This window comes from Alkalinema pantanalense CENA528, from assembly GCF_050753345.1.
GTDB lineage: Bacteria > Cyanobacteriota > Cyanobacteriia > Leptolyngbyales > Leptolyngbyaceae > Alkalinema > Alkalinema pantanalense.
The window spans coordinates 76,911-97,515 of sequence record NZ_JBLZFX010000011.1 but is presented as its reverse complement, the minus strand read 5'-3'; the positions used below and the strand labels follow the sequence as shown (position 1 = coordinate 97,515).

15 protein-coding genes, 1 other RNA gene and 1 pseudogene are annotated in these 20,605 nt (G+C 47.6%); 9 read left to right on the top strand and 8 right to left on the bottom strand.

Features of this window, described 5'->3' with window-relative positions; all coding sequences use genetic code 11:
- Positions 1–132: pseudogene (locus ACN4EG_RS06085) on the bottom strand (IS701 family transposase); the annotation flags it as partial.
- 73 nt (positions 133–205) lie between these two features.
- On the opposite strand from ACN4EG_RS06085, the gene ACN4EG_RS06080 reads away from it, so the two are divergent.
- Positions 206–964 (top strand): M28 family peptidase, encoded by a 759-nt coding sequence (locus tag ACN4EG_RS06080; RefSeq protein WP_431628386.1) that lies wholly within the window; start codon positions 206–208, stop codon positions 962–964.
- Between the two features lie 477 nt (positions 965–1,441).
- Positions 1,442–5,353 carry a WD40 repeat domain-containing protein gene (locus ACN4EG_RS06075; RefSeq protein ID WP_431628385.1) on the top strand — a complete coding sequence of 1,304 codons (3,912 nt, stop codon included), beginning with the start codon at positions 1,442–1,444 and terminating at the stop codon, positions 5,351–5,353.
- Between the two features lie 65 nt (positions 5,354–5,418).
- On the opposite strand, the gene ACN4EG_RS06070 is transcribed toward ACN4EG_RS06075, so the two are convergent.
- Positions 5,419–6,045, bottom strand: a complete 627-nt coding sequence (locus ACN4EG_RS06070) for a LabA-like NYN domain-containing protein (protein WP_431628384.1) — start codon at positions 6,043–6,045, stop codon at positions 5,419–5,421.
- 785 nt (positions 6,046–6,830) lie between these two features.
- Positions 6,831–7,562: an LmeA family phospholipid-binding protein gene (locus tag ACN4EG_RS06065; protein ID WP_431628383.1), complete on the bottom strand. Its 732-nt coding sequence runs from the start codon at positions 7,560–7,562 to the stop codon at positions 6,831–6,833.
- Between the two features lie 196 nt (positions 7,563–7,758).
- On the opposite strand from ACN4EG_RS06065, the gene corA reads away from it, so the two are divergent.
- Positions 7,759–8,937: a magnesium/cobalt transporter CorA gene (corA, locus tag ACN4EG_RS06060; RefSeq protein ID WP_431628382.1), complete on the top strand. Its 1,179-nt coding sequence runs from the start codon at positions 7,759–7,761 to the stop codon at positions 8,935–8,937.
- A gap of 32 nt (positions 8,938–8,969) precedes the next feature.
- Here corA and ACN4EG_RS06055 read toward each other — a convergent pair whose 3' ends face one another.
- Positions 8,970–9,365, bottom strand: coding sequence for a phasin family protein (locus ACN4EG_RS06055; RefSeq protein WP_431628381.1), 396 nt, complete (start codon positions 9,363–9,365; stop codon positions 8,970–8,972).
- A 257-nt stretch (positions 9,366–9,622) separates the two neighbouring features.
- Here ACN4EG_RS06055 and ffs point away from each other — a divergent pair.
- Positions 9,623–9,719: signal recognition particle sRNA small type (gene ffs / locus ACN4EG_RS06050), an RNA gene on the top strand.
- Positions 9,720–9,763: 44 nt separating this feature from the next.
- Here the strand turns inward: ffs and ACN4EG_RS06045 are convergent.
- Entirely contained in the window at positions 9,764–10,030 is a 267-nt protein-coding gene (locus ACN4EG_RS06045) for a YciI family protein (RefSeq protein ID WP_431628380.1), read from the bottom strand.
- A 180-nt stretch (positions 10,031–10,210) separates the two neighbouring features.
- Here ACN4EG_RS06045 and ACN4EG_RS06040 point away from each other — a divergent pair, with 180 nt between their 5' ends.
- Together ACN4EG_RS06040 and ACN4EG_RS06035 are read left to right on the top strand one after the other, a co-directional pair.
- Positions 10,211–10,858, top strand: coding sequence for a 2'-5' RNA ligase family protein (locus ACN4EG_RS06040; RefSeq protein ID WP_431628378.1), 648 nt, complete (start codon positions 10,211–10,213; stop codon positions 10,856–10,858).
- Positions 10,859–11,323: 465 nt separating this feature from the next.
- A complete protein-coding gene (locus ACN4EG_RS06035) occupies positions 11,324–15,100 on the top strand; it encodes a response regulator (RefSeq protein ID WP_431628377.1) in 3,777 nt (1,258 codons plus the stop codon).
- 23 nt (positions 15,101–15,123) lie between these two features.
- On the opposite strand, the gene ACN4EG_RS06030 is transcribed toward ACN4EG_RS06035, so the two are convergent.
- A complete protein-coding gene (locus ACN4EG_RS06030) occupies positions 15,124–15,993 on the bottom strand; it encodes a hypothetical protein (RefSeq protein ID WP_431628376.1) in 870 nt (289 codons plus the stop codon).
- 332 nt (positions 15,994–16,325) lie between these two features.
- Here ACN4EG_RS06030 and ACN4EG_RS06025 point away from each other — a divergent pair, with 332 nt between their 5' ends.
- Together ACN4EG_RS06025 and ACN4EG_RS06020 are read left to right on the top strand one after the other, a co-directional pair.
- On the top strand, positions 16,326–17,690 hold the full coding sequence (locus tag ACN4EG_RS06025; protein WP_431628375.1) for a 16S rRNA (cytosine(967)-C(5))-methyltransferase: 1,365 nt from the start codon (positions 16,326–16,328) through the stop codon (positions 17,688–17,690).
- A 139-nt stretch (positions 17,691–17,829) separates the two neighbouring features.
- A complete protein-coding gene (locus ACN4EG_RS06020; protein WP_431628374.1) occupies positions 17,830–18,258 on the top strand; it encodes a tellurite resistance TerB family protein in 429 nt (142 codons plus the stop codon).
- Positions 18,259–18,465: 207 nt separating this feature from the next.
- Here the strand turns inward: ACN4EG_RS06020 and psb35 are convergent, their stop codons facing one another.
- Positions 18,466–18,696 carry a photosystem II assembly protein Psb35 gene (gene psb35 / locus ACN4EG_RS06015; protein WP_431628373.1) on the bottom strand — a complete coding sequence of 77 codons (231 nt, stop codon included), beginning with the start codon at positions 18,694–18,696 and terminating at the stop codon, positions 18,466–18,468.
- A gap of 100 nt (positions 18,697–18,796) precedes the next feature.
- On the opposite strand from psb35, the gene ACN4EG_RS06010 reads away from it, so the two are divergent.
- Complete coding sequence (locus ACN4EG_RS06010; RefSeq protein WP_431628372.1) at positions 18,797–19,783, top strand: isopenicillin N synthase family dioxygenase; 987 nt, start codon at positions 18,797–18,799, stop codon at positions 19,781–19,783.
- A 17-nt stretch (positions 19,784–19,800) separates the two neighbouring features.
- On the opposite strand, the gene ACN4EG_RS06005 is transcribed toward ACN4EG_RS06010, so the two are convergent.
- The gene (locus ACN4EG_RS06005; RefSeq protein ID WP_431628371.1) at positions 19,801–20,307 is read right to left on the bottom strand and encodes a DUF4352 domain-containing protein; all 507 of its coding nucleotides are present in this window, start codon (positions 20,305–20,307) and stop codon (positions 19,801–19,803) included.
- Positions 20,308–20,605 lie beyond the last annotated feature (298 nt).

Here is a 20,605-nt window from a genome sequence, read left to right as displayed (position 1 = left end):
TTCGCTAATCAACCCCAGATGCAAGAACTTAAACGCTTCAAAGCTGCGGACATCTGAAAACAAATCTCCATAGAGTTGGCAATACTCATCGACAAAGCGAATCGTTGGTCGAGCTTCTCTGGAGGCGGACATCAGTTGCTAGGCTCTCTAAACTCTACTCTCTCTATTCTAAATTCCTCTGCTTAGAGTGACTGAAGAGGGCTATGTGCAGCAATATGTACGATCGCACTTAGCGCAGTGGGGCGAGGTGGAAATCCATGAATTCACGTTCAACGTGCGTCAGCACAGGAATTTGATTTTGAAGTTGCCCGATCGATCGGGAAAGTATGACCGCCCTCCAATTTTGATTGGAGCCCATTATGATGGTGTTCCCGGATCGCCGGGTGCTGATGACAATGCCAGTGGAGTAGCTGTGCTGCTGGAACTAGCGCGATTTTTTGCTGAAAATCCGGCTCGTTATCCAATTCAACTGATTGCCTTTGATGTAGAGGAGTATGGATTGGTGGGCAGTCGGGAGTATGCCAACGCATTGTTTCACCAACATCAGACAGTTCGATTAATGCTGTCCTTGGAAATGCTGGGATATTGTCGCCAGGAACGGGGAACCCAACAGTACCCTGCTCCGCTACAGAAGTTCTATCCCGATCGTGGAAATTTTGTCGGCTTAATCGGCAATATTCCAACCTTATTCGATATGTTATGGCTAAAACGAGCGCTGAAAGCGGCGGGTGTACCAACACAATGGTTACCTGCGGGATGGAACGGAAAAATCATCCAAGCTACACGAGCCAGCGACCATGCACCCTTTTGGGATAATCATTATCGTGCGATTATGGTGACGGATACGGCCTTTATGCGTAACCCCCATTACCACTTGCCCAGCGATCGCATTGAAACATTAGATTTGCAGTTTATGACGCAAATCTGCCAAGGGTTAGCCCAGGGATTACGAATGTTGTATTAATTCTTCTCTCCTCAATATATGATCTCTAGTATTCGCTATCAGCCTAGCCTCAGCATTGTCCCTAGTGAATCTTTTTTACACTAGACAGGATGAAGAGGATTTAATAGAGCCTTTTGCCTAACTGACCGATACAACGATTCCTAGCAGTAGAAGTTCTAAGAGTTATATCTGTTATTTATTGTTACGAGATTTTCTATCTCCTAAATCTATTCGATATTAAACTATGGATTAAAAGATACTAGTACATTGTTAGTATATCAATTCAACACATCAATCCAAGTTTATCAATCTCAACGATTTGCATCGATTCTGAAGCTCTATTTTGATAAATTTATCTTTTGGAAATTTATTATGGATTTTAGAGTTTCATTCAGATTATTTTATAGATTGGATGCACTGAAAATTTACAAATGATTGCGGACTGCTATACATTGAAGGGGAGATAAGGATATTGGCAAGGAGTTGGTTTTAAACACGGTGGAAGGTTCTCTCAATGCATCAGCATCTGGCCTGCAAAAGGTCGATCAGGCTCGAAAGCGACGAGGGTGGAATCGACAATCGATCGTTTGGGCGCAGTCCGCATTAACCTCAGTCGCCACGCTAAAACAGTTTTGGCGCGGAGAACGGATTAGCCGAGATAACTTTATTCAAATTTGTCAAGCTGTAGGCATCGAAGATTGGCTGAGCATCGCGGAAGGTGTCATCAATGCCAGCGGTTTTGATAGTTTGATCAATTCTTTAGCCCCACAAACAGCTTCTCCTTCCCACATCCCACAAATTGATTGGGGCGAGGCTCCCGAGATTACGAGTTTTCTGGGTCGAGAGAGCGATTTGCAAACCCTACAAACCTGGGTAGAAGATCGTTGTAAATTGATCGCCATCTTAGGAATGGGCGGGATGGGTAAAACCACGATCGCCGTTCGATTAGCAGAAACAGTCCAAGACCAATTTGATGTTATTGTTTGGCGATCGTTGCGCAATGCACCCACCCTATCGGATATTTTGAATGACATTTTACAGGGAGTTGGTGAAGCAGAAGAAACCCGTTTAAATCAATTTCTGAATCAATTTCTGCAACTTTTAAAAGATCGGCGATGTTTAATTATTTTAGATAATGCGGAATCGCTGCTGTCGGAGGGGCCGGGAATCGGTGCTTACCATACAGGTTATGAGGTTTACGGAGAGTTGCTACGGCGCGTGGGCGAAGAACGGCACCAAAGCTGTTTGGTGTTAACCAGTCGAGAACCCCCCCGAGAATTACCACGATTGGCGGGCGAAAAGGTGAAATTATTACCCCTCGCAGGCTTATCCAATGATGCAGGGGGCCAAATTCTCGCGTCCGTTGCCAATTTAACAGAGGAAATTTCCCCAGGAAATTACTCCGAAATTGTGGCCCACTACGCGGGGAATCCCTTGGCCTTAAAGATTGTGGCAGCGGCGATTCGTGATTTGCTCGATCGGGATGTGGCCACCTTTGTTGAGTTATTAAACCAAGGCTCTTGGCTATTTAGTGATATTCAAGACCTGCTGGCACGGCATTTCGATCGCCTCTCCTTCAACGAGCAGGAAATTTTGTATTGGTTGACGATCGTTCGAGAACCCATTCCCCTGGATCGCCTCAAAACCTTATTGTTATCTCCAGAGGCAAAGGCAAAACTTTTAGAAACACTGGATAGTTTAAACCGCCGATCGCTGCTCGAAACTTCAATGAAGGGTTACACCTTGCAGCCAGCCGTCATGGAGTACGCCCTCCGCCGCTTCCTCGATCGGGTGAGTCATGGGCTAATCACTTGGTTAAATCAATCCCATCCTGAGGCTGAATTTAACTTGCCCTGGGAATTACGCCATTTTCCTTGGTTGATGGCGACGGCTCCAGAATTTGTCCGAGAAGCTCAAATTAAGTTAATCCTCGAACCGATCGCCGATCGCTTACAGTCCCATCTCCCCACTTCAGAGCCACTATCGACTCAAATTTTGCGGCTATTACCGCAATTACAAGGTCAACCCGTCCCAAAAGTTGGCTATTGCGGGGGGAGTTTAGTGAATTTGCTGGGCTACCTACAGGGCAATCTGTTTGAACAAGATTTGTCTAACTTAATTCTTTGGCAGGTTGATCTGTGTTTAATGGCTTTACATGGTGTTAACCTTTCCCATTCCGATCTTTCTCACTCAGCGTTGATTCAAACGTTTAGCAACATACTATCTGTAGCATTTAGTCCCGATGGCAAAATGCTCGCTCAGAGCGATGATAATGGTTGGGTGATTGTCTGGGATATTTCCACCCGGCAGCCCTTAGCTGCGTGGCAGGCCCATCCCTATTGGATCTTTACCGTAGTCTTTAGCTCCGATGGACGATCGATCGCCTGTTGTAGCTTAGATGGCACGATTACCGTTTGGGATTGGCAGGATTTACAGCAAGCAGCTGTCCCCCGTCCATTAAACTTGGGTCATCTGAAGAACCCGAATCATCCTAGTCATCTGAGCTATTCTGCTAGTCCCCTGAGTCATCCATCCCGTTCTAGCCAGCCAGCCTACAGCCAATATCAGCAGCAACTATTTAGCCATCACACCGCAGGCGTCAGTGAAATTCTGTTTCATCCCTCCAGACCATGGCTCGCAAGTTGCAGCGCCGATCAAACCATTGGGCTAGTTAACCTCAAATCCGGCGAAAAACTCGGTCAACTGACTGGCCATGGAGGCATTGTCCGCACGATCGCCTTTGCATTGGAAGGACAGTACTTGCTCAGTGGTAGTCTGGATCAGACTGTGCGTTTGTGGGATTTAGATAGCCAGATCTGTTGTGGTCAGCTTGTCCTCGATGAGCCCATTTACAAAATTGTGGTATTACCCAGTGCAATTTTAGGAGTTGAGGCAGTTGCGGTTGCAGGGGAAAGTGGAGATATTCGGATCTTTGCATTAAACGCAATACCCAGAATGAATTCCTCTCAAACTGCTTTGGCCCCTGAAGCTCGATCGACTCAAGAGACAGAATTGCTAGAATCACAGCCACTCGAATCACAGTCACTCGAATCACAGCCACTCGAATCACAGCCACAATTACAACCGCTAGAATCACAATCGCTAGAATCAACCCCTTCAGAACCTATTCAATATTTAATTGGCCATGACGATCGCATTTGGGGAATGGCTGTTACCTACGATGGCAAACTCATCAGTAGTAGCGACGATCGCACGGTTAAACTCTGGAATCTTCAAACAGGACAGTGCGAAAAAACGTTCTACGGTCATCAAGCCAGGATTTGGTCTGTGGCGGCCAGTGCCCAAGGTTTGATTGCCAGTGGGGGGGACGATCGTAGCGTGCGCCTGTGGCATGGCCAAACCCATCGACGCTTGCATAGCTTTCAGGGGTATCACAATGCCATGACACCTGTGATTTTTGATGGCGCAGAATTACTAACTTTCAGCACCGATCAAATTTTTCGACGGTGGAATTTGACCCAATCTGAGCCGATTCAACAATTTCCTCTGCCGACACAATCCTCTTTACAAGCTGCTTTAAACCCCGATCGCACCCTCATTGCTAGCGGCAACTTAGATGGAACCATTCCCCTCTGTGATGGCCGTACGGGACAACTGCGCCGCACTTTACGGGGACATGAGGCATGGGTGCGATATGTGGACTTTAGTCCCGATGGCCAATGGTTAGTCAGCGCTTCCGGCGACCAAACCCTACGGCTGTGGAACGTAGCAACGGGTAGCTGCCAGAAAATTCTGATGGGTCATCTTGGCCCTATCCAAGTGGCAATCTTTTCCCCCAATGGTCGCCAAATTGCCAGTAGCAGTTGGGATCACACCATTCGCCTCTGGGACATTGAGACTGCAACCTGCTTACAGGTATTAGATCCTGCCAGCGTAACAAACCGATCGAAGGTTGGCCACCGCATCACCGCCCTACTGTTTTCCCAGGAGGGACGCTATCTCATCGGAGCAGGCTCCCAAGCTCAGGTGCAAATTTGGGATTTACAGCCCCCCCAGCCCACCTGTACTGTGTTACCCCATCCTGGAGCAGTTGCTTTAGCGTTGCATCCCACACTTCCCCTGTTAGCCAGCGCCAGCCAAAACGGAACTGTTAAATTATGGGATTTACAAACTCTGGATTGCCGAGCCACTTGGTCCACGCCAACGAGCTATCACAGCAATTTAGTCTTTAGTGAGCAGGGAGAATTTCTCGCGATCGGGGCTGATAATAGCACTTGTACCGTGTGGACGGTGGAGGATTTATTGACCCAGTCCAGTCGGCGATCGCCCTTAGTCTTACGGGTTTGTCGGCCCTACGAAAACACAGTGATTACTGGCGTGCAAGGTTTAACAGAGGCTCAGATTGCGACATTTATTGCCCTAGGTGCGATCGACCAATCCCGAGCCTGACCTTGCCGAACGTTTTTCGAGTTAAAATTTTTCGACCTCAGTTTTCTAGAGGGGTTTGGATTGTTCTAGCTGTCCTGTTTCTGAATATATTGCTGAATCACTGCTAAGTCAGTAAATTGATCTGCCACGTTAATCAACGCATCACTCGTCATAGAACGTAGACTAACCACTTCAACGGTTACACCTCGATAGGTAACGGCATTGACCACATAAGCTAAGTCACCATCCCCCGTCACCAAAACCATCGTGTCACAATGATCCGCCAGCATTAGCATATCGATCGCCATTTCCACATCCAGGTTAGCCTTGCGGGAACCATCGGGCAATTGAACTAATTCTTTGGTTACGACCCGATACCCATTGCGCCGCATCCACAACAGAAACCCTTGTTGTTTTTCATTATGTCGATCGCTCCCTGTGTAGAAGTAGGCCCGGAGTAACCGTCGTCCATGGGTTAAAAAGGCTAGTAGGCGAATGTAATCAATTTCTATTTGTAACTGCATCGCTGCATAAAACAAACTCGCGCCATCAATAAAAATTGCAATGCGATCGCGCGTATTGATTAAGCTAGGGTTTCTTTCTGATTGATCGGCTAACGACTCAACAACGGGAGACAACCGAGCAGATGCAGATAAATTAACCAATGGTTCCGCTGGGTTGCCATTTTTCTCGGATGACTGTCCTGGCTGCATAGCGCTTCTCACCGCCTCACTGAAGTAACAGATTAATCAGCAGATTTAATAACAATTTGATCAAATTGATCAAAAGATTGCCCCGCAAATTGAGCGCAATCAAAGATGAATCAAATCATTAAGGAACTCAATTAATTGAGGAATTTGATCTTAATTTCTTTGCCAAGCCATCCATCAGAAGTCAGGATTCAGGCAGTATCTAGAACAACTTACCTGAGTACAATGACTTTCATTGAGATGACTTTCATTGAGATGACTTTCATTGAGATGACTTTCATTGAGATAACTTTCGTTGGATGGCTTTCATTGAGATGGCTTGCATCGAATGTCACTAATATAAAGTCAAAGTTGGCAGAACTGAGCACGAGTTTTCAGGGGGTCTAGCCACTGGCTCATGCTTTCGTTAGTGCAATTCGACTTTAATTAATTTAATCCAAGCAATCAGTTAAACCCCTAGCGGGAATTGTAGATGTGACAGTATTCAGTATCTAAATTCGCTACAGATGTTAACACCTGTATGGGACAAAAGGGTTAATACGATTAGGATTAACGCCTACTGTACGAATTGGGAAACATTAGAATTACTTTTTCCTTCCATGCATCAAAACAGACTGTGCGAAAAATATTCCCACGGGAATATTAAGTTTCTTTTGACTATACTTCAGTAATATAGCGCTACTTTTTGAGGTGAATTTCCAATTTCTCAAAAGTCTTCATGGAGTGCAATAAAATAATTCTTGATTCGTGATATTTCTTGATATTTAGAATCACAGATTTACAATTTCTTAAGGAGAAACTTGCAAACGACCCTGGAGATGAATTCGATCGTCCAGCAGCGCCAATTGTTCGATCTCAGTTCCTTCCCCCAGATCAAAGCTGTATCCCTCCAAATCCTCTAAAGGTAGCCCCCGTTTTGCAGTGGGGTGGGGTAACCATTGGGGTTGCGTCAGTTGGATCTGGTTCGGCATGGTTAGAGTTAGTCCGGTGCGCAGGGCGATCGGGGTTACTTGACTGCTGCCCAGAAGTTGCCCACTGAGGGTTAACCAGGATTCGGCCAACTTAGCTTGGAGGTTCTCAATTTTCAGTTCGGGGCTGGCATTATCTACCTCGGCAATCCCAGAGGCAAACAGGAGTTTCAGAAAGTCCCCGATCGCCGGAGCTAACAGCGGCGCATTTAACGAAGCATTTAAATCAGCTTCTGTCAGCGATAAAACCACATCGATCGGCACTGGTGCTAGAAGCTGCAAGGCTTTCCCCCGCATCACTTGACCCAGATTCACCTGGATCGCTTGACCCACTAAATTGACCTGACTGAGGTGAATGCCTTGATAAACCGCCGACTGGGCTGAAAGCAGAACTTGGGGAATTTGGCCGGAGAGAATTTGGCGATCGCCCGCCAGAATTTGTAAGTCCAGTTGCTCAATCTGCTCCAGCTGAGACCGAAGCCAAAGCCGCATTGCTGGTGCTAATACTTTACTGATTAACCCCGTGGCCTTCACGTCTCCATCCATCCCCATAGATTATCCCTGAAGCACTCTAATCCTGAAAGCACCGTATCCTGAAAGCACTGTTAAAGCAGTTTACCGGATGATGGGTACGGAACGACTTTTTAACCAGTACTCTATTGGAGGTTCCAGATGATTCGAGCAGACGTAATATCAGCTTGATTGCAAATTTATTGATTCTTGACGCGACACCCTGATACAGGATTCTATGGCAACTCCCCCTCGCCTTCGATTTCGCGATCGGCCCATTATTTCCTCCCTCAACCAGCGGCTCCAACGGAGGAGAAATCAGACCGTGATGGACTATGCCCGAGACGTTCCCGGCAGTATGCCCGGAACACTCCGGATCCTAGAAGACGCCCATCCCCCCGAAATGGTCTTAATTGACTATGGGAACCAGCATTATGAACAATTGCAGGTTCAGCATCCCGAAGATCTCCTGATCCATTTGGACTCAGAATCCGTGTCCTGGGTTGACCTGAAAGGCTTGGGCGATGAAGCTGTTATCCAGCGCCTGGGGCAAGTGTTTGAACTGCATCCCCTCGCCTTGGAAGATATTGTCAATGTGCCCCAACGGCCCAAGATTGAGGAATACGAGGATCAATTGCTCATCATTGCGCGCATGGTCATCTTACAAGCCAACCACACTAGTGGATTTTTTACTGAGCAGGTGAGTTTGATCCTAGGCCCCCATTATCTTCTGACCGTCCAGGAAGAACCCGACTACGACTGCTTTAACCCGGTGCGCGATCGTATCCGCCTTGCCAAGGGATTAATCCGGCGACAAGGGGCAGACTATCTGACCTATGCTTTATTAGATGCCATCATTGACGGCTTTTTTCCTGTTTTAGAAGTCTATGGGGAAAAGCTGGAGTTGCTGGAGGATGAAGTGGTGGCCAACCCAACTCCAAAAACCCTGGAAAAAATCCACAAAATTAAACGCGAACTCATTACGTTACGACGGGCGATCTGGCCGCAACGGGATGCCATTAGCGCTCTAATTCGAGATGGCAATGAATTAATCAGCGAAGAAGTCCGCATTTACCTTCGGGATTGCTATGACCACGCGGTGCAGGTCCTTGATATTGTGGAAACCTACCGCGAAGTAGCTTCCAGCCTGATGGATGTGTATCTTTCCTCGGTGGGCAACCGCATGAATGAGATCATGAAGTTCCTCACGGTGATGTCTAGCATCTTCATCCCCCTGACGTTTATTGCAGGGGTCTACGGGATGAACTTTGAAAACATACCAGAACTGAAGACCCGCTATGGCTACTTTGTCTGCCTAGTAGCCATGGGCATCATTGCAACGGTTCTGTTAACTCTATTTTGGCGGAGAGGCTGGTTTCAAAACTATGCCAAAACCCCCCCTCCTCAAGATCCCTAAGATCGATCGTTCAAACAGCACAGAATCTTGGGCTAATTGTTCCGCTGCAATCGCCGCAGTTCCTCTTGGAGTTCCGAGACTTGACGACGCATTTCAGCCACTTGATCGATCGGGGGTGAAGTTGTCGCCGCTGTAGAAGCCTCCGGTGAACTGGGGGTTTCTTCTTCGTCCAGAATTTCAATTTTTCGGGGTTCTGTTGTCGGGCTAGAAGCCGTTGAACCTGACTGCACCTGGGCTTTTTGAATCATGTCATCGACAAAGCGTTTGGCTTCTTCAGTCGTCATTTCCCCCCGTTCCACCATTTCATCGGCCAATGTCTGAAACTGTCCTCGCAGTTCCCCTAATTTTTCCCCTGCTTTTTCTCCAGCATAGGAAGCCACACCAATGCCCAGATAAACCGCTTTTTGTACCAAGTCGCCCAAGCCCATAGCCTTTTCTCCTATATTGCCTCTCAATCATTGCTAGGATGGCAGTCCGCCACCTGCTTGCATACTTCAAGCATAGGATTCAAATTCCGAAGATGCCTAGGGCTGAATCAGAGCGGATCTCCCCACTTCCTCAGTCGTCGTTACACGCCCTTGACTAGCTGGGATCGCAACTGTAGGAGATGGGGTCGGGAACGCTGTCCGATCACGCCCCGAGAAAAATTGACGGATTCCCCGCGCAACATGCTATTGTAGAAAACGACTCGGATCTATGCGGTTTCAACGCCCAAATCTTGTCAGGACCGGAAGGTAGCAGCAATACGGGATGCTTGGAACAGGCGTAGTCTCCGGGTCTCTTTTTTTAGAGATTTCTGCACGGGTTCAGTCTGCTCTGAACAAGCTCACTCCACAACCACCTTCCATTCGTAAAGCTTGTAGTTCACACATCCATTCATAATCAGCGGATCCTGCTCCACAATGGCTTTCGCCTGTTCCATAGATTCCGCTTCAAACACCATCATTCCACCGCCTCGCTGTGCCCAATACCCCGTGCGGGCATGATGACCTTGAGCAATTAAATCCTCAACAAAGGCTTTATGGGCAGGCACATACTGATCAAAAGTTTGTTTATCAACAATTCCTTCTTCAATTTTGACAAACCAAGCCATTCGTGTCCTTCCTTAAACTTGGAATATGATGAATTCAATGGGACGGAAAGATTAACCTAGACGGTTGTTTAAGTATTTTCCAGGAAGCTCTAGCTTTAGCTTAGGATAGACCTGTTCCGGAGTCCAAGATGAATTTTGTGACTCCTGTAAATTTGCTGTGAAGTGAGTTTGCGTAAGTGTATGCAAGACAATCTACGGCATCAAAATCTACAGCATCAAAATTTACGATTGTTTCTTGCCTTGCTTCCACCCCCTGGAGTTCAGGACTACGCCAATACGATCAAACAACAGTTTTGGGAAGAATACGCTAGTAAAAAAGCATTTTCATCGCCCCCCCACATCACGCTTTATCCTCCGTTTGACTGGTGTGCCACAGATATGGCCCAGCTCACCGCAAAGTTAATGGAGTTTGCCCACGATCGCGCCCCTTTACCAGTTACCTTGTCTGGATTTGGGGCATTTCCACCCCGGGTAATTTATATCAATGTTCAACGGACGATCGAACTGTTGAATGTGCATTCTGATCTATTGGCCTATCTCGCATTGCATTATGACCTGGTTCACCCACAGGCCACTAGCCGCCCCTTTGTCCCCCATATGACGGTGGCCTTTCGGGACTTGACCCCAGCTAATTTTCAGCGAGCTTGGCCAAAGTTTCAGACTCAAGCCCTCAGAATTGACAACCAGGAAATGGAGCAGTTCACCTTCATGGCCGATCGCCTAACTTTGCTACAGCATGATGGTCAGCGATGGCAGATTCACCAAGAGTTCACTTTTCAAAAGCACAATCATTTCAAGAGCCCACAACCCCATAGCCTTGAACTATAATTTGCACTTGCCTCACCCTTAAAGATCAAAACCCTAAATATCAAAATCCTATTTTAAAGTAGCATAAGTAAATTCACTGAAGATTGTGACAGCCAATGCAATCATGATTACACTTGAATCGGAGAAAGAGGTACAGACAAGTAAGCCATTTCGATAAACTGAACAGTCATTTTAAACAACTGTTTCAAGTGCTCCACAGCTGCCGGAGTCACGAGAAATCACTGGAATTCTCCCCTGATTTTTCACGTCTTTATAGTAGTTTCTCGCAGAAATGCTGAGCTATTTTTTCATATTTCAACAAAATAGCCGAGAATTTACGGAAATTAATGCGCTCGTCAGATTGCTAAATCAGAAGTCTTCCTGAAGTATTCGTTAGAAGGCAACGATTAGCCTAAAGCGAGGATGAAGTCTGGTCGCCTACCATGCTCCCACTGACTGTGCCCCCTTCAGGCAAAAGGATCAACGATGTCGTCTTTATCTCCCCGGAAAATTCAATCTGGTTCGATCGTCACTGTTGATACAACAGCGGTTACGGCGGGCGAAATCGAACAAAACTCAGGGATCCCTAAACGGCCTAGGTTTTGGCGACGATTTTCAGCTTGTCTAGGATTTGCAGTGATTAGCTTCAGTTGCATGAGTGCATTGATCTACAGTGAGACTCGCAACTCGGTCGATCGGACCCACGCTTTGATGAAGCAATATGTGATTTCCGACCAAGTGGATGCCATTCTTCTAGACATCCAAAAATTGGAAATGGATCGCTATCGCTATGCCCTATCGGGGAATGCAGCCGATCAGAAAGCCGTTGACGAGACGATCGCGCAAATTGTTGATCGACTATCCACTCTGCGCCAGCGTTTTCTAGATGAGCAGTACCCATCTCACCAGCAAGAACTCAACAAACTCCAGCAGTTTTTTAGTCAAGAGATGGTTGCAACTCAGACCATGGTTGCCATTCGACAGTTCTACGGATCAGTGGCTGCAACTCGTTACCTTTCGGACAACCGCTTTCGTCATCAATACAAATTACTCCTTGAGACAATTAACACGCTCGAGCGAAAAGAGGCGAAGGATCTCCAAACATGGATTGAACGGGAGTATGATCAATCTCACGAGGTCTTGGTGTGGGCTTTAGCCAGTCTGGGCATCACATTTCTCCTACTCTTATTAGGCTTCTATTGGGTTTATTGTGAAATTTTTAAACGACACAATACCGAAAATACTTTAGAACAGGAGCGAGATTTCATTAATACCATCCTGAATACAGCAGGGGCATTAGTGATGGTATTAGATCCCCACGGGCGGATTATTAAATTCAATCGGGAATGTGAGCGAGTGACTCACTATTTAGCTGAAGAAGTTTGTGGTCATACCTTTGGGGAATTTTTTATTGTTCCTGAAGAAGCTGAAGTCATCGTGTCTGAATTTTCTCAGTTAGTTAGTGGGGAACTGGATGCAACCTACGAGATCTATCAGGTATTGACTAAAGAGAAACAACGACGGTGGGTTTCTTGGTCAACTACCGTTTTAAAAAATACTAGTAATGAAATAGATTATGTAATTGCAACGGGGATCGATATCACAGAGCAAAAGCAGGCTGAAGAAAAAATCAAACATCAAGCGCAACGGGATAAGTTACTAGCAGACATTACGCTCAATATTCGTCAATCCCTGGATTTACCAGAAATTCTCAATACCACCGCTGCCGAAGTTCGGGAATTTTTGCAGGCCGATCGAGTCATTGTCTATCAGTTTCATCCGACATGGGATGGCAAGATTGTGGTTGAAGCAGTCAATCCTGAATGGAAGTCACTGCTGGGAATCTACATTCAAGATTTATGGTTCCAAACTGGGAATTGGCAGCTTTACCAAGATGGACGCATTCAAGCCATTAATGATCTTGAAACCGCAGAAGTGTCTGACTGCCATCGTGAGGTTTTAAAGGCTTTTCAAGTCAAAGCTTGCCTCGTGGTTCCCATCCTGACGAATCAAAGGCTCTGGGGTCTTTTAGTTGCACACCAGTGCTCAGAAAATCGTTATTGGAAACCAGCAGAAGTTGAATTTTTACAGCAATTATCCAACCAAGTCGGAGTTGCGATCGCACAATCTGACTTACTCGATCGCGCGATTGAACAACAACAGGCATTAAAAGAACAAAACCATGCCCTAGAACAAGCACAACGATCGGCTGAGATTGCCCGTAAACTAGCCGAAGAAGCAACCCAGGTTAAAAGCTCATTTCTCGCAACCATGAGCCATGAAATCCGCACACCCATGAATGCTGTTATTGGGATGACGGGCCTCTTACTAGACACACAGCTCGATATTCAACAGCGGGATTTTGTAGAAACCATTCGTACCAGTGGCGAAAACTTGCTGTCTCTCCTCAACGATATTCTCGATTTTTCCAAACTGGAAGCCAACGAGATGCAACTAGAAGTGTTGGAGTTTGACCCAATCACTTGTATTGAAGAAGTTGCGGATCTGCTGGCCAATACCGCTGCGAAAAAAGGACTGAATTTAGCAACTTTAATTAGTCCCCGTCTTCCCAAACGAGTTCTGGGCGACGTGAGCCGCCTCCGGCAAGTACTGACCAATTTAGTAGGGAATGCCATTAAGTTTACCGCCCAGGGAGAAGTTGTCATCTTGGCTAACGTCGCCACAGCAACCCCAGACTGTGTCACGATCGAAGTCTCGGTTACCGATACCGGCATTGGTATTCCGGAAGAAGCCCAAGCCAAACTGTTTGAACCCTTTTCCCAAGTGGACGCTTCCATTACCCGTCGCTACGGCGGCACCGGGTTAGGACTCGCAATCTGTAAGCAAATCGCAGAGCGGATGGGAGGAACCCTAGGCGTCAACAGCGAAGTTGGCAAAGGCTCTCGATTTTGGTTACGGGTTCCGTTGCAAATGCCGCAAGGCAGCGGATCGGCCCAGCCTTCTGCTATCACCGAATTCCCCTCGGCCAAACTTCTGATTATTGATAGCAATCCTACCAATCGTGCGGTTGTGCAGCAACAAACCACCCAGTGGGGCTTGGTCGTGGAAGAAGTGGATTGCTGGAGCACTGGGTTACAACAGTTACGGCAACGCGCCCAACAGCAACAACCCTATGATGTTGCGATCATCGATCTTCAGTTGGATGGTCTCAGCCCCAAAACCCTCAGTCAGCAATTAGCAAAATTTCCAGAACTCGCCCAAACCGCGATCGTTGTCCAAACGAGCCTAGCTCAACAACATGAAATCAAAACCCTGAAGCAGTTAGGACTTCCCTTTTATCTCGTTAAACCCGTTAAGCAATCTCGCCTATTGGATTGCTTAATGGCTGCCCTCAATCAATCCCCGGAGCATCCCACTATGACCTCTCCAGTATCGATCACTACCAACCAGCCAACCTTCGATGCAACACAGCCCAAACTGAAAGTTCTCTTAGTTGAAGACAGCCCAATTAATCAAAAAGTAGCCTTGAACCAACTTAAGTCCTTTGGGCAAGCTGCGGATGTTGCAGGTAACGGGCAAGAGGCAGTAGAACTCTTCCAAAAAATTCACTATGACATTATTTTGATGGATTGCCAGATGCCAATTATGGATGGCTATACGGCAACGCAAACAATCCGAGCCATGGGAGAGTCGGGTCAAGCCGTTACCATTATTGCCCTCACAGCCAACGCCATGCCTGAAGATCGCGCGAAGGTGATGGAAGTAGGCATGGATGACTATCTCAGCAAGCCCGTCCGCAAAGAAGAACTGGCCCGTAAAATTCATGAATGGAGCGAGGTGATTGCCCAACGAGCAGCGGCAAAATCGGCCTCGATCGGGAGTGCAGCGATCGGCTCAACCTTAAGCACTGCCAATGATCCCCCCTTGCCCGCCATTCCAAAGCTTGAAGAACTGGTTGATTTAGTGTACTTAGAAGATGTGACCCAGGGTAACGAGACCATGATTGCTGAATTTCTCCAAGAGGTTCTTTCCCTATTACCCGCCAAACTGGAGGAATTGAAAGAAGCAATTCACAAACAGCAACAAACTGAGATTGTGCAACATGCCCACTACATTAAGAGTAGTTGTGCCTGCACAGGGGTGACGGCCCTGTCCGTGATTGCAACGGAAATCGAAATTCAAGCTAAGAATAATCCGACTGCTCCGTTCGATCATCTCATCCAAGCATTAGAAACTCGGCTGCTCCAGTTTAAACACAGCATGAAACAATGGCAGCAGGAACATTTCTATACCGTCGCATAGTTGCAGCCACCAGAACATCCTATCTATTTTTCGATAAATACTAGATCTTCCGGTTGAACCGTTAACCGCATCCAGTTGTTCTTCACTGCGAGGAGACGATCGAGACTCGTATGTTCTCCCGTGGGATGCATCACCACCCGATCGTCAATGGCCTTGAGATAATCCTGAACCCCCGCCAATCCCATGGCACTGTTTTCCGTCAGCAAATAACTGACCAATCGGCGAAATAATTTGGGTAAAATCACAGCTTCATGGGTCAGGGTATATAAACTCTCTAGCTGAAAGCCCTGACAGGTCACATCCTCTGCCCATAGCCCCATTTGGTGTAGTCGCGCCCGTTTCGCCGTCAGAATCAATACCTCTCGCAAATCTCGATAGAGCTTGGAGTAGAGGGTAGGATAGGCCAGTCCAGCGGCTAACAGAGAGTTGTTAGCACTGCTGGTGAGCCAATCTGCCTCCACGTGCACCCAGGCTCCACTGGGCTGGGGCGATCGTCCAGCAAAGGCAAAGGCGATCGCGCGACCATTGCGATCGGCGAACTGCGTCAGAATATAGCCAGGTACCATGGCAGGCTCAGCCGCTTGGATGGTTTGATCCGGGCTGCGGTGGATGGTGTGGAGGTCAAACCCTAGGAATGCCAGGAGGCGATCGGCTGCGGCATTGCCCCAATGTTCTGGTTGGTGGAGTCGTCGCCCGACCCCAGGCACTGAAAAATGGGTTTCCAAGCTATCGATCGCATCTAGCCGGAGTTGCACCCCCCCCATACGGTTGGGACGAACACGACCTCGCACCTGTTTCCAGAGGGTGGGATTGTAGGGAATAAAGCGAATAGAATCACCATCAGGAGCCGCATTGAGGATAGAAAACATCCCTTCAAGTAAGAGCATCGGCATGGTTGAATATCCCGTGGTGAGCCATTGGAGTCAGAGTGAGTCAGCAACTGGTCAACCCCCAATCAACTAGGGTAAGCTAAACTCAAGCCCGATCCCCCAAATTACGCCTTGAAGATAGACTTTCTTAATAGACGTTTGAACCAAGACTGCTCATACCTACGTTTGAATCCAAATCTTTGCAGGATTTGGCCATCATTGGGGGCCCGATCGTCCATTCAGTGGCAGTCTTTCCCCAGGCTGGGTGCAGCTCCTGCGGTTGTTCTATTTAATTTTTCCATTCAACTCTCTAAACCCCTGACTTAACTCTGCCATCGTCTCCCCTAGATAATTCTGTGATTTTTAATGCTCGTCAGTTAGCGCTACTGGCGCTGAAACAAATTCATCAACAAAGCGCCTATGCTGATTTTGCGATCGATCGTTGTCTCAGCCGAAACGCACTGGACGACCGCGATCGACGCCTTTTTACCGAATTGGTCTATGGCATTGTGCGGCGACAGCGCACCTTAGATGCCATCATCGATCGGCTCGCTAAAAAATCTTCCACCCAACAACCGCTAGATTTGCGGCTGCTTCTCCAGTTGGGTCTCTATCAACTTTTATTTCTCCAACAAATCCCCGTTTCTGCAACCATTCACACCACAGTTGAACTGGCGAAATCCCAGCGCTTTGCGGGCTTGGCGGGATTTGTGAATGCTTTGCTGCGGGCAGCCTATCGCCTCATCCAGACCAATCCCGCTGATCCGATCGCCGTACTCCTTCCAGATCTGGGTCAAGATCCCACTAGTTTAGGCATTCGCTATAGCTACCCCGATTGGATTATCCAGATCTATCTGGATCAATGGGGCCTAGAGGCCACCCAGAAACTCTGTGAATGGATGAATCGCCCTCCCCATCTAGACCTCAGGGTAAATACTTTAAAAACATCCCTAACCACCCTCGCCACGGCCATGGCCGCCGTGGGCGTTCACACCCATCGAGTACATCCTGTCCCCCAATGTCTGCGGTTATCCTCACGATCGGGAGCTATCAAGGACTTACCAGGATTCTCAGAAGGCGGATGGATTGTTCAAGATGCCAGTGCACAGTTGGTGAGTTACCTCGTTGATCCACAACCGGGAGAGGTGATTGTGGACGCCTGTGCCGCGCCCGGTGGCAAAACCTTGCATCTGGCGGAATTAATGCACGATCGCGGCACCGTTTACGCCTGCGATCGCACCGCTTCACGGTTAAAGAAACTGCAACAGAACCTCGAACGACTCGATTTGCATAGCATCAAGATTGTGGAAGGCGATGCCCGATCGCTCACCCAATTTACGAATCAATGCGATCGCGTCCTGGTCGATGCGCCCTGCTCCGGGTTGGGAACCCTACACCGCCACGCCGATGCCCGCTGGCGACAAACCCCTGAATCCGTTCAGCAGCTCGCGCAACTGCAACAGGAAATTCTGACCCAGGCCGCCACCTGGGTGAAACCAGGGGGAATTTTGGTCTATTCCACCTGCACCTTGCATCCCCAGGAAAATGAGCAAGTGGTCGAAACCTTCTTGGCTAACCATCGATCGTGGCAGATTGACCTCCCCCCCTCAGGAAATGTAGCTTCCCGCTTAGTTTCTCCAGCAGGTTGGATTAAAGTCCTGCCCCATGAACAGGATATGGATGGCTTTTTTATGGTGAGATTACGCAAGGGCGAGATTTGATGGACTGGGGAACCGCAGATCAGGGAAAACCTGATGCAAAAAGTGCGACTTTGGAAGCGTGAGACTTAAGAAAGGTTAAAAGTTCGCGAGAGTCAGGACAAAGGGCGCTAGAAAGAAAAGGTGAATGAGGGCCTCGTCTATGATGACCAAAACCGATACGAAAACGCTGATGAAAATCCTCATCGGAGCAGCGTGGCTGGATGGCGTCATTCAGATTGAAGAACGGGAATACCTGATGCGAGTCGCCCGCGAGCAGGGGCTAGAACAGGATAAAGAAATTTATCCTCTCCTGCACGAGTTGCGATCGGTCTCTGCCCAAGAGTGCTATGACTGGATTTGGCAATATCTTGGCAAAGATCCCACCGCTGAAGATTGCCACCGTTTGATTGAAGCGATTAGTGCTTTGATTTACAGCGATGGCACCGTTGCTAACGAAGAAGCCAAATTGCTCACTCAGTTACAAACGATCGAACTCCATTGTGAGGAGGGCACTTGTTCTCGCAATAGTGTGTTAGATATGGTTCGCAAGGTTTATTCTCGCTGGGTTGCGGTGGTGGATGGGCGCTAAATGGATAAGCACTCAGTAGATGGGCACTGGATTGCTTTCAGAACATCCCCGTTGCAAAACACCCGACACTAAAAAAGGCGCAGAAATTCCTGCGCCTTTTTTACTCATTCTTAGAGCGTTTTATCTTCACTGACCTTGGGAGCCCAGGCTGATTCCAAGAATTCCCTTCGGTGCCGACAACTTCTTCCGATAAGACGCTTCTACTCACTAAGATTCTTTCGCAGCGGGAGCGTCGGAGGGAGAGGATTCCAAGGTAATTTCTGGGATAAAACTTGGCCGATCACGATCTTCCCAGCCGACAGGACGCTTAGAGTTATACCAAGCAATCACACCCAGCACACCCGCTGCCAAGGCACCGATCGCATAGACACCATTGAATAACCAGAGATACAATTCGCCACCGCGTACCGCAGGGTTGGTTAGGAGATAGGTCATCATGGATCTGTCCTCAAGAGAAAGTGATTTGCTTTAATTACTCAAATCTTAACATGTTGTTACATTATCCCGGAGTGGGAACACCTGCCCAAAAGGAGTCGAGATGACCGATCCAAACCTGTCGTTGGATTCCCGCAACGATCGTCGCACCAATCATCTAACAAGCGCTGAGCAAACGATTCCAGTCGTTGATTTACAGGACTTTCTGGTAGAAAGCTCAGCGCAGCAGCAACGGTTTGTGGAGACGATGGGCAAAGCGCTGGAAGAAATTGGCTTTTTTGCCCTCGTCAACCATGGGATCGATCACACCTTAGTGCAATCCGCCTATCAAGCAGCGCAGGCATTTTTTGCCTTGCCAGAAGACATTAAGTTGACCTATGAGGATCGATCGCTTAAAGGCCAACGGGGCTTTACCCGATTTGGCCAGGAACATGCCAAGAATCATGCTGCGCCAGATTTGAAGGAATTTTGGCATGTGGGTCGGGATGATCGGTTAATCAATCCCCGGCCCCAAGAGATCCCCACGTTTCACGGCACCATGCAGCAGTTATACGAGCAGTTAGAGCATTGTGCAGCGCAATTGTTGGAAGCCTGTGCCCTTTATCTAGGCGAGCCGCGTAATTTACTACGCGAGATGATCGTGGACGGTGACACGATTCTACGGATCATTCACTATCCCCCCATTCCCGCCGATCGGGATTCTGCCAGTGTCCGATCGGCTCCCCACGAGGATATTAACTTAATCACCTTGCTCTGTGAGGCGACAGCGGCGGGTTTGGAGATTCAGCAGCGGGACGGTTCCTGGCTCGCGATCGCAGCTTGCCCAGGGCAAATCATTGTAGACAGTGGGGATATGTTGCAATGGCTAACCAATGGGCGGCTCCGCAGTACCACCCATCGAGTTAGCAATCCTGCCAATGCGCAAACAGCTCGATTTTCTATGCCATTTTTTGTGCATCCCCGCCCCGAAGTGGATCTGACTCCGTTGCTCGGTTGTATTGCTGCAACTGGGGGCAAAGCAAAGTTTCCACCCACCACGGCTAAAGCATACCTACAGCAACGCCTCCAGGAAATTGGTTTGGCAAGCTGATCCCATTGACTAAAATGTCAATTTGTAATTTCAATTATTTTGGATTCTAATCCCAACATAAATTCAATTTGTCTAGGTTGAACTGTTGCTGGCAAATCAAAGACAGCTTTCACTAGTCTGCCTTCACCTGGATTAAATGGCTTTTCATCAAAAGTTTTAGGTCTTAGATAGGAGAGCTCGCTATCGTAATCATGCTCTTTCCCTGATGAATCAATGAGCTTAGTAGAAATTCCCTCTAAAAAATAGATATCTTTGGCAGACTGTCTTTCGTTAGATTGGTTTTTTACTTCTACATGAATAATGACCCATGTTCCCGCAGCTTCTTTCTGATTGCCATAGGGATCTTTGAGAAGTCGCCCCTCTCGTTTAACTGATTTGATTGCAAAAACCCAGGGTTCATTTTCCTGAATAGATTGCGATATGCCTGAGAACAACCCTGTCATTACCAAGATGGTACATCCACCACCAATTAAGAGTGGAATTAAAATAACTGCCAAAAGAACTCGTTTCAATATTTTTTTCATGTCTCATCCGCTGGTAATCTAGCCTAAAAATTTTCTCTAGACCAGATTACCCAAAAGATTTCTATGAAGCAATATTCACCACTTAGAACATTAGCGCTTGAAATAAAAGAATGACAGCGCTTGTATCCTTGGGTCTGTAAAAGACAAGAAGCTAGTAATACATCAATCTCAGTGGATCCAATTAAGTTTAGCCCCCTGCCGCAAATGCAGCCATAATTGCCGCAGAAAGAAACAGCCCCGGCATCAGCATGAGAATCAGCATAAACAAATCATGGGTCGTCATGAAGGCTTACCAAAT